Annotated in this window: 16 protein-coding genes; 9 read left to right on the forward strand and 7 right to left on the reverse strand. The window is 69.9% G+C overall.

Features of this window, described 5'->3' with window-relative positions:
* Positions 1-162 precede the first annotated feature (162 nt).
* Both AWQ68_RS17265 and AWQ68_RS17270 read right to left on the reverse strand, forming a co-directional pair.
* Positions 163-939, reverse strand: a complete 777-nt coding sequence (locus AWQ68_RS17265) for an IclR family transcriptional regulator (RefSeq protein WP_066941538.1) — start codon at positions 937-939, stop codon at positions 163-165.
* Positions 940-1,056: 117 nt separating this feature from the next.
* Positions 1,057-2,469, reverse strand: a complete 1,413-nt coding sequence (locus tag AWQ68_RS17270; protein WP_066941540.1) for a WGR domain-containing protein — start codon at positions 2,467-2,469, stop codon at positions 1,057-1,059.
* Between the two features lie 93 nt (positions 2,470-2,562).
* On the opposite strand from AWQ68_RS17270, the gene AWQ68_RS40910 reads away from it, so the two are divergent.
* Positions 2,563-2,847 carry a discoidin domain-containing protein gene (locus AWQ68_RS40910; RefSeq protein ID WP_084464101.1) on the forward strand — a complete coding sequence of 95 codons (285 nt, stop codon included), beginning with the start codon at positions 2,563-2,565 and terminating at the stop codon, positions 2,845-2,847.
* 114 nt (positions 2,848-2,961) lie between these two features.
* Here the strand turns inward: AWQ68_RS40910 and AWQ68_RS17275 are convergent, their stop codons facing one another.
* Entirely contained in the window at positions 2,962-3,624 is a 663-nt protein-coding gene (locus tag AWQ68_RS17275) for a putative DNA-mimic protein (protein WP_066941727.1), read from the reverse strand.
* Positions 3,625-3,713: 89 nt separating this feature from the next.
* On the reverse strand, positions 3,714-4,109 hold the full coding sequence (locus AWQ68_RS43575) for a hypothetical protein (RefSeq protein ID WP_066941542.1): 396 nt from the start codon (positions 4,107-4,109) through the stop codon (positions 3,714-3,716).
* Between the two features lie 98 nt (positions 4,110-4,207).
* Here AWQ68_RS43575 and AWQ68_RS46180 point away from each other — a divergent pair, with 98 nt between their 5' ends.
* Positions 4,208-4,342, forward strand: coding sequence for a hypothetical protein (locus tag AWQ68_RS46180; protein WP_373281528.1), 135 nt, complete (start codon positions 4,208-4,210; stop codon positions 4,340-4,342).
* A complete protein-coding gene (locus AWQ68_RS44265) occupies positions 4,343-4,582 on the forward strand; it encodes an Lrp/AsnC ligand binding domain-containing protein (RefSeq protein WP_084464104.1) in 240 nt (79 codons plus the stop codon).
* 53 nt (positions 4,583-4,635) lie between these two features.
* Here the strand turns inward: AWQ68_RS44265 and AWQ68_RS17290 are convergent, their stop codons facing one another.
* On the reverse strand, positions 4,636-5,166 hold the full coding sequence (locus AWQ68_RS17290; protein WP_066941544.1) for a PIN domain-containing protein: 531 nt from the start codon (positions 5,164-5,166) through the stop codon (positions 4,636-4,638).
* The gene (locus AWQ68_RS17295) at positions 5,163-6,281 is read right to left on the reverse strand and encodes a helix-turn-helix domain-containing protein (RefSeq protein ID WP_066941545.1); all 1,119 of its coding nucleotides are present in this window, start codon (positions 6,279-6,281) and stop codon (positions 5,163-5,165) included. The genes AWQ68_RS17290 and AWQ68_RS17295 overlap by 4 nt, the downstream gene beginning before the upstream one ends.
* Before the next feature lie 226 nt (positions 6,282-6,507).
* Between AWQ68_RS17295 and AWQ68_RS17300 the strand changes: the two genes are divergently transcribed.
* Both AWQ68_RS17300 and AWQ68_RS17305 read left to right on the forward strand, forming a co-directional pair.
* Positions 6,508-7,215: a TetR/AcrR family transcriptional regulator gene (locus AWQ68_RS17300; RefSeq protein WP_066941547.1), complete on the forward strand. Its 708-nt coding sequence runs from the start codon at positions 6,508-6,510 to the stop codon at positions 7,213-7,215.
* 35 nt (positions 7,216-7,250) lie between these two features.
* Positions 7,251-9,359: an SDR family NAD(P)-dependent oxidoreductase gene (locus tag AWQ68_RS17305; RefSeq protein WP_066941549.1), complete on the forward strand. Its 2,109-nt coding sequence runs from the start codon at positions 7,251-7,253 to the stop codon at positions 9,357-9,359.
* 244 nt (positions 9,360-9,603) lie between these two features.
* On the opposite strand, the gene AWQ68_RS17310 is transcribed toward AWQ68_RS17305, so the two are convergent.
* Positions 9,604-11,724 (reverse strand): TerD family protein, encoded by a 2,121-nt coding sequence (locus tag AWQ68_RS17310; protein WP_066941551.1) that lies wholly within the window; start codon positions 11,722-11,724, stop codon positions 9,604-9,606.
* Positions 11,725-11,844: 120 nt separating this feature from the next.
* Here AWQ68_RS17310 and AWQ68_RS17315 point away from each other — a divergent pair, with 120 nt between their 5' ends.
* From AWQ68_RS17315 to AWQ68_RS17335, 4 genes are all read left to right on the forward strand, one after another.
* Positions 11,845-12,420, forward strand: coding sequence for a YdeI/OmpD-associated family protein (locus AWQ68_RS17315; protein WP_218006905.1), 576 nt, complete (start codon positions 11,845-11,847; stop codon positions 12,418-12,420).
* Positions 12,421-12,519: 99 nt separating this feature from the next.
* Positions 12,520-12,792: an NAD(P)-binding domain-containing protein gene (locus AWQ68_RS17320; RefSeq protein WP_066941555.1), complete on the forward strand. Its 273-nt coding sequence runs from the start codon at positions 12,520-12,522 to the stop codon at positions 12,790-12,792.
* Positions 12,793-12,985: 193 nt separating this feature from the next.
* Positions 12,986-13,693, forward strand: coding sequence for a hypothetical protein (locus AWQ68_RS17325; RefSeq protein WP_066941557.1), 708 nt, complete (start codon positions 12,986-12,988; stop codon positions 13,691-13,693).
* A 396-nt stretch (positions 13,694-14,089) separates the two neighbouring features.
* Positions 14,090-14,542: a MarR family winged helix-turn-helix transcriptional regulator gene (locus AWQ68_RS17335; RefSeq protein ID WP_169808936.1), complete on the forward strand. Its 453-nt coding sequence runs from the start codon at positions 14,090-14,092 to the stop codon at positions 14,540-14,542.
* Positions 14,543-14,555: the final 13 nt, after the last annotated feature.

The raw sequence follows: 14,555 nt of genomic DNA on the forward strand, positions 1-14,555 counted from the left end.
CCGAAGTTTCATCAGTGTGAGGCCGGAACGTGACTGGTCACAATGCGCGGTTTCCATTCAGCGGAAGCGAGCGTGCGTGAAGGTTCCGTGGAGAGTCGCTGATGTGAGCGGACGTCACGTGTTCCAGGGACGGAGCGGGCGTGGCCGCGGCCCGGAACGGGGTCAGCCGCGCTGCCGCAGATAGCCGGACGGATAGCGGGCGATGGCCGCCTCGATGCGGGAGGCCACCCCGCGCAGGACCGGCAGGTGTCGCGTCAGCGTCTTGCGCTGCGTCGACAGCAGGACCAGGCCCACCGCCGCCTCGACCTGGTCAGACCGGCCCGCGACCGGCACGGCGATGGAGCAGGCGCCGGCACGAGCCTCCTCCAGCGTGATGGCGTGCCCCTGCTCGGCGATCTGCTCCAGCTCATCGGCCAGGGCCGCCGGATCGATGTGCGTCCGCGTCGTACGGGCCTCCAGATCGCCCTGGAGGTAAGCCTCGCGAAACCACGGCTCCTCGTAGGCCAGCAGCACCTTGCCGACGGCCGTCGCATGGAGCGGCAGCCGCCCGCCGATGCGGGACGCGCGCGGCACCCGCTTGGAGCTGTAGACCCGGTCGACGTACAACGCCTCGTTGCCCTCACGGATCGCGATGTGTGACGTCTCCTGGGTGAGCGAGAACAGGTCCTGCAAATAGGGCCGCGCGGTGTCGCGCAACCGTCTACCGGCGCTCTGCGAGAGCTCCCACAGGCGCAGGCCGACCTGGTAACGCCCTTGGTCGTCCCGCGCGAGGGCTCCCCATGCGTGCAACTCGCCCAGGAGACGGTGCGCCGTGGAGAGCGGCAGGCCGGTCAGCTCCGCGAGCTGCGACAGCGACAGACTCGGCCCGTGGGTTTCGAAGGCTTCGAGGATCGACAGGACCCGTGACGTGACCGTTCGTCCTGTCTCGTTCGCTCGCACGCGGCCTCCGTCCCGTCCTCGGCGCCAGCCGGATGTGACGCGCTGCGCCGCATGTCCCATGTTTACCAGCCAAATCGTCCGATAGCCCCGGGTGGTAAACGGGCTCGGCGGGCTGTCCTAGAGGAGCCGCCTGATCTCGCCGTATGTGCGGTAGAAGCCGCCCCGGCCGGAGGGGCGTACGCCCTCCACGATGTAGCGGGCGCCGGCCTCGCGGATCTCCTTGGGGAACTGCACGTTCCACGTCTCGTAGCCGGGGCTGGCCACGCGGACGCGCAACCGCTCGCCCTCGCGTACGCACTCCACGACCACGCCGTCGCCGGCGTGCGTGACGGTCTCCAGCACGACCGACGGCTCCACCACCGGAAGCGACGCGGCGGCCTTGACGTCGACGGGCTCGGGCACCGTGCCCTGGCGCGCGGCGGCGATCGCCGCTTCGCTCGCGTCGACGCAGGCCAGGGTGCCGTCGGTGGTGACGATGTAGAGGCGGTCGTCGAGGAACTGCATGGAGAAGGCCGATCCGCACCCGGTGCCGAGCTTCCACAACCGCTCCCCCGACGCGGCGAAGCAGTACACCGAGGAGTGGCTGTCGCCGGCGAAGACGTAGCGCCCGCCGGGCGAGGTCGCGCAGGAGTAGACGGGTCCGTCGCACCGGTACACGGCCTCGACGCGGCCGTCGTTCTTGGCCAGGCGGTGGACGGTACGGCGGGCGGTCGCGGCGTAGACCGCGTCCTCCTCCTGCCACCCGAACAGCACGTTGTCAGCCGACGGGGTGTGCCAGACGAGGGCGCCGTCGGAGGCGTCGTAGCGCGCCACGCCGCCGGAGTGGCCGTGGTAGACCGCGTCCTCGTCGCACCGGACCATCCAGGCGTAGTCGCCCTGGCCCGTACGCGCCCACTGGAACTCGTCCTCGTAGTCGATCGTGGTGATCCGTCCGGCGCGGTCGGAGACGCCGAGGATGCCGTCGTGGATGTCGAGCCAGTAGATGTCCACGTCGGCGGCGATCTCGTAGGCCGCCCTCGGCACCTTGCCGCTCAGGTCGTACACCTTGCCGTCGTCGCAGCCCGCGTAAATCCAGAAGTCGTCGGCCACGATGCACTTGACGCCGTCCGGCAGGCGGAAGCGACCGGTCACGGTGCCGGAGTGGGTGACGGTGTACACGTCACCACGCTGGTTGCCGACCCAGCAGCGCTCCTCGTCCACGAAGATGCCGAAGGCGGAGGCGCCGCTGTCGAAGCGCCACAGGACCGGCGCCTGCTGGGCGGTGGAACGGGTGCTCGCGATGGTCCTACGGGTGACCGCCCTGCGCTGGCGCACGCCGCGAACCGCCGGGGCGTAGCCCTTGCGCAGCTTCTCGTTGATCTTCTTGGTCGCCGCGGCCCGCGCCTTGTCCTCGGTGGGGAAGTCGGTGACCTTGATCTGACCCGCCTCGCCGATGCGCCCGTACGTGATGGTCACCCGCGTTCCGGAGACGACGGTCTCGTAGAACTTGTGCGCTCCGCCGCCGTCCTCCGACAGCTCAAGGTAAGTCATGTCCGCCTTCTCCAGGTAAGACCGGCTTGATCGATTAACCGGGAGGCTAGAGGACAGCGGTGACAATCTCCGGCCGAGCGATCGGCCCTCGGCCTGACATGCCCGAGTGCCGGGTCAACCGGTCCAGGTGATGTCGTACACGGTGACCACCTCGCCGGTCTCCGCACCCAGACCCTCTCGGTCCAGACCAGCACCGACGGCACCACCTACGACACGGTCGTGGACAGCCGTGACTACACCTTCGATCCGGCGTCGGGCAACCAGGTGACGATCACGCTGCCGACCATGGCGGCGGCCAGGCACCTGCGCCTGGTGTTCACCGGCAACACCCGTTGGGCGGCCGCGTTGCTCTCCGAGTTGGAGGCGTACAGCTCCTGAACGATGGCGGCTGGAGACGGCGCCGGCGCGGAGCCGGTGCCGTCTCCCGCCCAGACCGGCGGCCGGCCAGGGCAACCGCCCTGGCCGGCCCGCCCCACGGCACGGAAGCAGTGCTCAATGAAAGACGACGGCATGTCCGCTGAGAACGCTGACTCTGCACGCCTCGAACAGCGTCAACCACACCATCGTCTCGGTGGCGAAGTCCTCGGGCGGCAGGGCGAACAGGCGGGCCGCCTCCGCGTCCGCAAGCACACCACCGATGTCCGCTCCCGCCGCTGAGGCGGACGGGTCGAGGCGGATGCCGAGCGCCGGGGCGCACCGGCACAGCTCACGCAGCAGCCGCAGGCTCGACCCGACCATCCCACCGCCGTCGACGCCCGAGGACTCGGGCAGGAACACGACGTCCTCGAAGTCGACCGGCACGTAGTAGCCCGCGCAGTCCGAATGGCACAGCAGATGCGAATCGAACAGCACGGAACTCGACTCGACCCATCGCTGGTCACGGTCGATGTCGTCCGCACTGCGAGCCGGGGTGACCGGCTGGTCGTTGTCGACCAGCGCGAACACCCGCCGCAGGTAGTGCAGGAAGGAATAGGGGAAGCCGCCGATGTGCGGGCGCATCTCCACCCCCGGGGGACCGTCGGGCTCACGCCACACGATGCCCTCCTCGGCCAACGCCGCGCTCAACCCGTCCAGCCTCGACTGGAACCCCACCACGCCCTCATCATCGAGGCCGACGAGCCCCGCGATGATCCCCACCGATACCGCCAATCCCATGCGGGCCAACGTATCGGCCCGCCATGCCACAGCGAGCATCGGAAGCAACGTGATCAAGGACGGCCCCTGAGGCCCCTTGTGACCAAGCCTCAGCCGGGGGGCACGGTGGGCGGATCCGCCGGGCAGGCCGGGAGCGGGTCCTGTCCGAGGATCCGGGCACCGTTGGCGGCGGAGGCACGCACCGCGGTGAAGCCGGAGCCGACCATCCCGCGTTCGTAGGAACGCAGCTCCGGGATCAACGGGCCGCCCAGATCCTCCGCCGACCTGCGCGGGATCTTGCCGTAGAGCTGGGTGAGGCCGGTGCCGACGACGCGGGCGTGCGGCAGGTACTGCCGGCGGACCGCGGAGTTGACGCCGTCGGCGCCCACCAGCACCTCGCCGGTCGCCGTCGTGCCGTCCTCGAAATGTGCGGTCACGTGCTCGGCCGCCGTCCGAAAGGCGGTGAGGCGCTTGCCGTAGGTGATCACCCCGTCCAGGTGGGCCACGCCCGGCTCCCACGTACGAGCACGAGATCGATCTGAGCGGCGAGGACCGCACCCTGCTGCGCGTACTCGCTCAGGACGGCCGGGCCGGTTTCGGCGAGCTGGCGGCGGCCACCGGGTGCTCGCAGACCACCGCCCGCCGACGGCTGGAGCAGTTGCGCGCCGGCGGCGCGTTGCGCTTCGACGTCGAGATCCCCGCCCAGGCGCTCGGCTACCACGCCGAGGCCTGGTTGTGAATGAAGGTGGAGCCACGGGCCCTGAGCGCGGTAGGAGCGGCACTGGCCGGGCACGCAGAGGCCGACGTGGTCGCCGCCACCACCGGCCCGACCAACCTGATGGCCGGGGTGACCTGCCGTGACACGCGGGCCCTCTACCGCTACCTGACCGAACGCGTGGCACCGCTGAGCGGAGTCCGCGAGCTGGAGACCGCCCCGGTGATCCGCACGGTCAAGCGGGTCGGCACCCTGCTGCCCTGAACCTTCAGACCACCTCTCACCGCTCCCCTGGCCTGGCCGCACTCGCGGGACGGCTACAGGTGCGCCTGGCTTGGCGGAACCCGCAGGTGCATGCCCTCCTGCCGCATGAGCTGAAGGATCTTGTAGCCGTCGTTCCGCGAGCAGTGCCCCTCGTTCACGCCCTCGCTGATCAAATCCGCGGTATCTCGCGTCGTGATTCCCACGTTTTTGGCGTATTCCTGGGCGTCATAGTCGTCAGTGATCCAGTACGAGCCGGCGAACTCGGGCCAATGCCGGATGACATGGCACGTTTGCGCCTCACCAAGATGCTTCAACGGCTCCTGCTGTGTGCCGCCGAAGACCGCGCGTCGCACACGTTCAACCACATGCGCTTCCTCGATGTCGATCTCGATCGGTTCTCCGAGCCACCCCTCCACTGCGACCGTCCGCAGGTCGGGGTGGTAACGCGCGGATCTGTCCGCCTCGAAGGCGATCGCTTCGGTCCAACGCCCACGCTCGCGCAAGATCTGTCGCAGGAGCGGCAACTTCCTGACGACGGCGAAGTTGCAGAGCACTGTGTTGTCGGGAAACCAGTACCAGGTCATGACGCGAGGGGAGAATCCTCTCTCGTGCCGTTGATCGCCTGTCGGAGCGTGGCGGTGTCGACGTCGAGCAGGTTCGCGAACGGGCGGAGTGTGGACTTCTTCTCGGCGTACGCCTGGAATGTGTCGCGTACCAACGGAGCGGGGATGCGAGCGCGAGACGCATGCTGGATCCACTCGCCGAAGGACTCCCACTCCCCCGCGAGAGACGCCGCCTCCCCTGCCGTCATCCCCCGGAAGGAATCGCAGAGGCCGCGGTCTATGAGGTCGAGATTGAACAATCTCCATGCGAGCGTGCTCGGGGAGACCCACAACCGGCAGGTCAGCGCGGCGAAATCCTGTCGGCTCCAGGTCGTACGGCGGGCTTCTTCCCGGAGCATCTGTGCGGGGAGAAGAAGTTCCGCGGCGAACGCGTTCGCGCGCTTCTCCGACGGCTTCTTCTTGTGCTCGGCGTCGTTGATGTTCACGTCCACGTTGAGCTTCTGGTCGTCTCGCGCGAGGAGATGACCCAACTCGTGCGCGATCGTGAACCTCTGGCGGGCGGGAACCTCAGAGGTTGCCACCACGATCAGCGCGGAGTCGTCGTCGGACCAGGAAAGCCCGTCGAATCCGTCCGGCTGCTTGTGCACTCGGACGTCCACTCCGAACGCTGTCTCAACGGCTGCGGCCAGGTCTCGGCACTGCCAGAGCGTCACGTGCCTGCTGAGGGCGTGCTCGGCGGCGGTGGCGGCGAGATTCGTCCCTTGGTCCACGAAGGACCCGCCACCGAGCTTGAACCTTGGTACGTCCTGCCGGAATCCGAGGAATGCGAGGTCAGCCCGCGTCTGCGCGAGGCGTTCGGCTTCGCGGATGGCGGTGTCGGCCGAGGTCAACGGGGATGCGGCCGTTCGTGCGGCCAGGGACGGCGAGATGGGGTCCGCACCGAGGAGCCAGTCGACGGTCACTCCGCAGAGGTCGGCGATCCGGGCGAGGTCGAGCGACGTGAATCGCCGGACACCGGAGAGCGACTTCGACATCTTGGAGGCGTCGAGGCCGGCCCTTCCGGCGAACTCAGCTTGCGTGAGGCCGCTTTCCGCGATCAGTCGCCGTACTCGCGCTGCTGTCTTCTCCCCGGCCATGACCTGCAGCCTATGCTGTTGATTGCGAAAATCGCAATCAACAGCCCGTGAAAGAAGGCCTCCGGCACGCGCCTCCCGGTTGTATGCACCGGTCGTCGTTCGACACGGCGGGATCTGTCCCAAGACGGGCCGGTCGTCCCGCCCTGGTCCCAGGCGGAGACCTCCGATCGGTAATCCAACGGGCGATCGATTGCGTGCCCGACGCGGACGCGACCAGACTTGGGGCATGAAGACGAGCGAGGAAGACGCCGGAGCGCCCCGCGCGCGCCGCCGCGGGCGGCCGCCACGTGACCTTTCCGCACCCGCCACGCCCGAGCGCATCCTCCTGAAGGCGACCGAACTCTTCGCCGTACGCGGGTTCGACGGCGTCTCCATGCGCGACATCGCCGGACAGGTCGGGATCGACGTCTCCAGCGTGCACCACCACTTCCCGTCCAAGGCGGAGCTGTGCGAGGCGTGCTTCGCCCGCGTATTCGCACTGGAGCGCGCGACCCTCGAACCCTCGGTGCGCGCCGTCGCGGAGGCGGCGCGCTCGGCGTCGCCCTCCGATCTGGTCGGCGCCATGCACGGCCTCGTGGACACGTTCGTCGACTTCCTGGACGAGCATCCGCACACCACGTTCCTGTGGCTGCGCCGCTGGCTGGACCCCACCCGTCACGCTCCACTGGACGAGGCGTACGCGCTGCCGATCTACCACGAGATCGAGCAGGCCCTGCTGGACGCGGCCGCGCGCGGCCTCATCAGCGAGCCGACCCCCCACGTCACCGTGCGGAGCCTGGTGTGGGCGACACACGGCCACGTGGCGGCGCTGACCGCCGCGGGAGCCGGGGCGGTCGCCGTCGCCCGCGAGAAGCGGGAGTTCCGCGCCTACGCCCACCGCCTGATCGATCTCCTCTACGCACCCCCTGGCGCGCGCGGCCCATCCCGCCAATAATTCCATCAATCGATGGATTAATCGGAAGGTGCGCGATGGACCCCAGAAAGCCGGGCATGACCGCCGTCGTCGGCGGCGGAGCCGCCGGGATAGCCGCGGTCAAGGCGCTGATCGAGGCGGGCGTGCCCGTACTGGGCATCGAGCGCGCCGACGGGCTCGGCGGCCTGTGGCGGCTGGACGACACCACCGCCTCCTACGAGGGGCTCTGCCTCAACACGAGCAAGCCGCGCACGCAGTTCTCCGACTTCCCCATGCCGGAGGAGTGGCCCGACTACCCGACCCGCGCCCAGATGCTCGAATACCTGCTCGCGTACGCCGACCGTTTCGGGGTGGGCGAGCGCTTCCGGTTCGGGACGACGCTCGAGTCGGCGCGGCGCACCCCTGACGGGTCGTGGGAACTGGTCCTGGACGGCCCGGACGGGCGGAGCCGTGAAGTGGTCGAGCATCTCGTGGTCGCCAACGGCCACAACCACGTGCCGCGCCACCCCGACCCGCCGTACCCCGGGGCGTTCACCGGCACCCGGTCCCACGCGCACGGCTACGTCACTCCGGCGGCGTTCGCGGGAAAGCGCGTACTGGTGGTCGGCACGGGCAACTCCGCGATGGACATCGCCTCGGAGCTGACCGACCATGCCTCGGCGGTGCTGCTGTCGGCCCGGCGAGGCGTCTGGGTGGTGCCGAAACGGCTGCTCGGCCGTCCTTCCGACCAGCTCAACGGCGCTCTGGCCGCCCTGCTCCCCTGGCCGGTACGGCAGGTGATCTCGCAGACCATGCTCCGGATCCTCGCCAGGAGGCCCGCCGGACCACGCCTCCCCGCGCCCCGGCAGGGCCTGCTCCAGGACCACCCCACCCTGAGCGACTCCGTACCCGCGCTGGTGGCCGCCGGTAAGGTGCTCGCCCGGCACGGCATCTCCCGTTTCGACGGGTCGCGGGTCCATTTCACCGACGGCGGGGTGGACGAGGTCGACCACGTCATCTGGTGCACCGGATACCGCGCGGTGCTGCCCTTCCTCGACGCCGACACGGCGGGCGATCCGGCGAGCCTGCTGCTCTACCGCCATGTCATCCCCATCGGCGACACGTCCATCAGCTATGTCGGGTTGATGCAGTCCACCGGATCGGCCCTGCCGGTCGTCGAGGCGCAGGGCCGGCTGGTGGCCGCCCTCCGCGCCGGAACGTACCGGCCGCCCGCTCCCGAGACGGCCGCGAAGATCGCCTCCGCCGAACTCGCCGCCGCCCGGGCCCGCTGGGGCGAGCGGCGCCCGCACATGCGGATCGACATCGACCAGTACCTCCGGATCATGAAGAAGGAGCTGCGCGCCTCATCCGGCCACGGCCTGGCCGGACGCCGGATCCTCGTCACCGGGGCGGCCGGCACCTTCGGCAGGGCCATGAGCGAGCGCTTCGTCAGGGAGGGCGCGCACGTGGTCGGGCTGGACGTCGTACGCCCCGAGGACTCCGGCATACCGATCGTCGCCTGCGACATCACGTCCCAGACGTCCGTGGACGCCGCGATCGAGGAGGCCGTGGCACTCCTCGGCGGCGTCGACGTGCTGGTCAACAACGCCGGTCGCGGCGGACCGGCCCCGGCCGAGCTCGCCCCCGACGAGGAGGTGGACGCGCAGCTCCGGCTGAACCTCGTCGGCGCCTGGCGCGTCACGGCCGCGGTCATGCCCCATCTGGTACGCGCGAGGGGGCGGGTGGTGTTCGTCGCCTCCCGGATGGCGGTCCTGCCGCTGCCGCTCGCCGCCGCGTACGGCGTCTCGAAACGCGCGCTGGCCGCCTACGCCGACGCGCTCCGCCTCGAAGTCGGGACGCACGTCGGCGTGACGACGGTCTATCCGAGCATGGTGCGCAGCCCGATCCACGACAGCACCCGGCAGGCCGGCCTGTCCCTCGACGCGGTGTCCCGGCCGGAGCCCGTGGAGGGCGTGGTCGACGCGATCGTCCGCGCGCTGACGGCGCGCCGCGCCCCGCGGGACGTGGCGACCACCGCCCGCGGACGCGTCGAGATGGCGGTGGCCAGGCACGCCCCACGCCTGGCCGACCGGCTCGTACGCCGGACCGTGGCGGCGCGGATCGTCGCCGGTGACTTCGCCGGGGCTCCCCTCGCCGCCGGCATGGTGCGCAGGCATCAGGAGTGAACGGCCCAGGCGGTGGTGGGCGAATCGCCGCTCTGGCGGAACGAGGCCATGGTGCGGTCGTGAGGAAGGCTCGGGAGCTAGAAGACCGGCAGGCCCACTGGGGCCTACCTGGATTCGAACCAGGTAAGAAGGAAGCCCTCGAATGGCCTCACGACCGGAACGCGAGGAAAGCGGGAGAACTAGAGCTTCTTAATGAGAATGCGAGAAGGAAGCTCACCCATGGCCTCACGGTGCCCTCACCGTATCAGGCGGGGATCAGTTCGTGCAGCGTCGCGGGCGTGTACGCCCGCGACCCCGCCGGCAGGCCCTCCGGAGCCTCCAGCCCGATGTACGTGGCGTGCCCGGCCGACGACGCCTTTTTCCGCAGCAGGTCGGCCAGGTAGCGGACCCGCAGGTAGTCGCGCTCCACGATCGAGCGCACCAGCAGGGAGGCGGTGACCCGGTTGCCCTCGACCTGGTTGAAGCCGGGATGCCCCTTCAGGTAGAGGTGCAGCCATTTCACCCGCCAGTCGCCGTCGTCACCGCGGAGGAAAACGAGCGGCAGCGCGACCCGGCCGGAGCCCCGCAGGTCGGACTTCATGCGTACGGTGCGCGGCTCGAATGGCCGGCCTTTCTGTTCGGCGTCCCTGGTCATGTAGCCGAAGAACGCCTCGGCGGCCTCGTGGAACTGCTCACCCGCGTAGATGTTGACCTGGGGAATGATGATCGGCTGTGTCGCGTCGGCGAGACGGATGTCGATGAACTCCGAAGCGCCGTGCGGCGCGGGCGCCTCGGTGAGGTCGCCGGAGTACACGGCGAAGCCGTTGGCGTAGTTCGTCCACGAGATGTGCGTCGGATTGTCGTACGAGGCGTCGAGCATGAGCGCGGACAGGTCGTAGTCGGTGCGCCGCTCGGCCTGGCGCCAGTGGACGAAGAACCTGAGCAGCTCGCCGTCCACCCGCGAGAGCGAACCGCGGGGCAGCATGCCGAGCCCGGGTGAGACGGCCTTGCCGGACAGCGGCAGGGCGACGTCGAGCACGTCGGGATCGACGATCAGCTCGCCGGGGTCGGGGAGGCGCCGGGCGATCTCCTCGTCCAGGACGGCGAGTGCCCGCGACACGAGGTCCACCTCCAGCGGCGGGCGGGAGTCGGCCGCCGCCCACGCCCTGCCGTACCGGTTGGTGAAGACGCGGCCGGCGGCGGGGGCGAGCCGGTTCTGCAGGTGCTCGCGCAGGGACAGCAGCACGCGGCCGGAGGCGCCGGCCGCGGCTCGCTCCGCGGCGTCGAGTACGGCCGACGCGGACACGTCGCCGGTACGCAGCAGGTGGTCGAGGCGGCGCAGCAGCGCGCCGGGCGCCTTCTCCAGCAGTTCGACGGCGTCGGCGGTGCGGCCCGCCGACAGGGCGGCCTCGACGCGGCTGTCGAAGCCGGCGGCCCCGCGTACGCCCCTGGCCACCTCGAAGACGCCGGCGGCACGCGGGAACTGCGGGTACTCGTGGGGATGCAGCCGCTCGCCGAGCCGCTTCCACTGCTCCCTGTGCCGCGGCACGTCGCCGAGCTTGGCCGGGGTGGCGACGGTGTCCAGGGCCCGCAGGAGGGCACGGCGCTCGGCGCGGCGGAACGAGCGGAACCTGGTGGGCGTGGCCAGCGTGACGTCGCCCCCGGAGCAACCGCAGGCGAGCCGCAGCACGTCGGTCACCGTGTCGACAAGCAGCGGCTCGCCGGCGGCCAGCCGTACCTCGTTGATGACGGCACGGTTCTCGCGAACGGGGATGCGCTCCGGCTGGCCGGCGCAGAACGACGCCAGGGTACGCAGGGCCGCCAGGTCCTCGGCGGCGAGCGGCGTCTCCGCGCCCGCCAGCGAGAAGTAGAGGTCGCGCGCCTCGGACTCCAGGCTCCCGCCCGGCTCCAGCACGGTCACCCGGTCCCCGGCGAGCGGGATCAGCTCGGCGTGCGCGGCCAGCAGGTCGGCGTACGCGTGCGGGTAGCGGCCGTAGCCCGGCAGCGTCAGCAGGTCGAGCGTGGACGGCTGGACGCGCGCGGCGGCGACCGGGTCGAGCAGCGCCTCGCGCAGCAGACCGGCCCAGAACTCCAGGGTGTCGGGCACATTCGCGGGAAAGTCGATGAAGTAGGCGTTGTGCTGGACGTGGTCGCCGACCAGGCGGCGCACGCCGGCCAGGACCCGTACGCCGAGATCGACCACGGTCCCGCCGGGCAGCCGCGACAGGCGTTCGAGCAGGGCCGCCGAGCAGGTGAAGCCGACGCTCAGCAGCGCGGCGTCGAGCTGGCGGGCGGCCACCTCGCCCCAGCCCGGTGTGGAGTCGACGGGGGCGTCGATGGGAACTCGCAGCCGCCCGGTGATGACGAGGTTCTCCAGAGTGTCCACGAACGCACCCTAATGGCCGAGACATCCCTGCCCACGGTGATTTTCCGGAATGCGCGATCATCACCCGAGCCCGGCCACCGACCGCGCCAACCGTGTGCCACGGCATGGTTGACTACTGCGGTGGCTCACGACCGAGAGATCCTCTTTTTTCCGTCGGCCGAGTCGTTCGAGACGTGGCTCGCCGCCCATCACGACTCGTCGCCCGGGATCTGGCTCAAGCTCGCCAAGAAGGTGGCGGGCGTCGATTCGCTGGACTACGCGCAGGCGCTCGACGTGGCGCTGTGCTACGGCTGGATCGACGGACAGAAGGCCAAGTTCGACGATGGGCACTGGCTGCAGCGCTTCACTCCCCGCAGACCGAAGAGCAGATGGTCGAAGGTCAACCGTGACAAGTCCAACGCGCTGATCGAGCAGGGCCGGATGAAGCCGCCGGGTCTGCTCGAGATCGAACGCGCCAAGGAAGACGGCCGCTGGGACGCCGCGTATGACGGATCGCGGAGCGCCACGGTGCCGGACGACCTGGCCCGCGCGTTGGCGGAGAATCCCACCGCGGAGGCGTTCTTCGCGACGCTGGACAGCCGCAACCGCTTCGCGGTGCTGTATCGCGTTCAGGACGCCAAGAAGCCCGAGACGCGGGCGCGCCGCATCGAGCAGTACGTCGCGATGCTGGCCGAGCACAAGAAGATCTATCCCTGACGTCCGCGACGCCGACGTGGTCTGTCAGAGCGCGATCACTCGGCGCCCCCGGAGCGGGCGGCCGCCCAGGCCGCCCGCGCTGACATCGTCGTACTGGCCGTGCCCTACCCGGCGGTGCAGGGCGTCGACGACGAGGTGAAGGCGGCGCTGCGCGGGAAGGTCGTGTTCGCGGCCACCATGGCGACCCCCGTACTGGACGGCCGCCGGCTGCTGCTGCCCGTGGCGGGAGACGACTCCGAGGCGAGGAAGGTGGTCGTCGAACTGGGAACCCAGTTGGGGTTCGACGCGGTCGACGTGGGACCGATGACCAGCGCCCGGTACCTGGAGCCGGTGTGCGGGGTTGCGGTGGTCGGTGCCATTCAGCGCGTCTAGTGCCCCTTAAGTCGTGGAACTTCCTCGGCCGGACTCTGTTATCCGGATATCGTGATATTCAGCCGACGTGATGGCGAACGCTATTTCGGTCCGGATATGAATACGCGCCGAAGGAACGGGAGTACCAGCTTTGCGGCAAAACCGGTTGGAGGCCAGGGAAACGGCCACTTATTCAGTCGGGACCACTCTCGACGTGATCCGGCGTTCGGTCGGAACGCTCCCCCGGAAGTGGCTGGCCGCGATCACCCTGCTGGCGGGCCTGTCCGCCGCGTTGGCGGTGGCCGTGGCGGCGCCGTCCCCCGACTGGACGTTCGCCGCGCTCGCCGGTCCGGTGCAGAGCGCGATGTCGGTGGCGGTGCCGTTCTTCGGCGTCCTGATGGTCGGCGATCTGCGCCGGGCGCCGCGCCCCGTCCGCGCCGTCCCGACCCTGCTGGGCGCGCTGTCGGTGGCCGCCGTCGTCGGCGTCTTCGGGGCGCTGATCTGCGCGGCCATGCTCGCGGTCAGCGCGACCGACACCGCCCACGCCCCGTGGAGTCACATCGGGGCCATCGCGGCGGGCGGCGTGCTGGTGCAGATGACGGCCCAACTGGTCGGCACCGGACTGGGCCTCCTGCTACGGCCGCCCGTCGTCGCGTTCCTCGCCACCGTCGTTCTGCCGATGGGCCTTTGGGCCGTGCTCGGCGCCGTCGAGGTTCTCCGGCCCGCGCGGGGCTGGCTCACGCCGTACCCGTCGGTTCAGAACCTGCTTTCCGGCCCCATGGCTCCTCTCATGTGGGCGCAGTGGTTCGCCGTCCTCCTGATATGGGGTGCCGGCCTGAATTCCCTCGGCGTCGCGCTGCTGAAACGCCGGAATTCGGATGACAATTCACCACAAATACCCGCAAACAATTCCGCGCACTGAGCCTTTCCGCGTAACGGATCATTGCCGAGTGTGATCTACGGTCAGGTGTGCCTGCCGTGCTCGAGGCGGAGGATGACGAGCGCGGTGCCATCCAGGTTGAGGTGTCCCGATTCGGCGGCTTTGGCCTCCGCCAGTGCTGCGGCCAGGTCGGGCGCCTGAGCTGCGAGGACCTCGATGAGGACTGGTTTCGCACCTCAGGCCGCACCTATGGCTTTCCCAGGGCCTCGGCATAGTGGCTTGATGTCCAGCCCGGTGACACGGGTGTCCGCCCGGCCGCGGTGCATCCCTCCCCTCACCACACCCGTGAGAGGCAGGATGGCCTGCCTCACGCGCCATTCCGGGAATCGTGCCGGGCGTGGAATAGTTCAGGGGGTGGAGCAAGCGGGGTGGGGAGTCGTGGCGGATATACGAATCGAGTGGCCGGACCCAGAGGGCCAGGAGATCGTGGAGCGTCTGTTCGCCGTGTCGATGGCCCTACGCGCGCACTTCGAGGAGACCGCGACCGACGTGGGGCTCACCGTCCCACAGGCTCACACGCTGATCCATCTCCAGGAGCCTCAGCGCATGGGGGAGGTGGCCGCGCATCTGCGCTGCGAGCCGTCCCATGTGACCGCGATCGCCGACTCCCTCGAACGGTGTGGCTTCCTGCGGCGGGAACCAGACCCGGAGGATCGTAGGGCCAAGCGGCTTCTCCTCACGCATCGCGGACAGCAGCTCAGGGATCGCCTCTTGGCCCGCCTGTTCGAAAGGGCGCCGATCATCTCGGTGCTCGATGCCAGCCAGCGGACCGAGTTGCTGTCGCTCCTGCGTACGGCTCAGTCAGTGGCCGGCGCCGACATCCGGCGCTGAACCTCCGCGGGCG

The organism is Microtetraspora fusca, assembly GCF_001570365.1.
Taxonomy (GTDB): Bacteria; Actinomycetota; Actinomycetes; order Streptosporangiales; family Streptosporangiaceae; genus Microtetraspora; species Microtetraspora fusca.

Coding starts and splice junctions, on each gene's coding strand:
- AWQ68_RS17270 (WP_066941540.1), bottom strand. CDS start 2,469: ATGACTTACCTTGAGCTGTCGGAGGACGGCGGCGGAGCGCACAAGTTC.
- AWQ68_RS17275 (WP_066941727.1), bottom strand. CDS start 3,624: ATGGGATTGGCGGTATCGGTGGGGATCATCGCGGGGCTCGTCGGCCTC.
- AWQ68_RS44265 (WP_084464104.1), top strand. CDS start 4,343: ATGAAGGTGGAGCCACGGGCCCTGAGCGCGGTAGGAGCGGCACTGGCC.
- AWQ68_RS17290 (WP_066941544.1), bottom strand. CDS start 5,166: ATGACCTGGTACTGGTTTCCCGACAACACAGTGCTCTGCAACTTCGCC.
- AWQ68_RS17295 (WP_066941545.1), bottom strand. CDS start 6,281: ATGGCCGGGGAGAAGACAGCAGCGCGAGTACGGCGACTGATCGCGGAA.
- AWQ68_RS17300 (WP_066941547.1), top strand. CDS start 6,508: ATGAAGACGAGCGAGGAAGACGCCGGAGCGCCCCGCGCGCGCCGCCGC.
- AWQ68_RS17305 (WP_066941549.1), top strand. CDS start 7,251: ATGGACCCCAGAAAGCCGGGCATGACCGCCGTCGTCGGCGGCGGAGCC.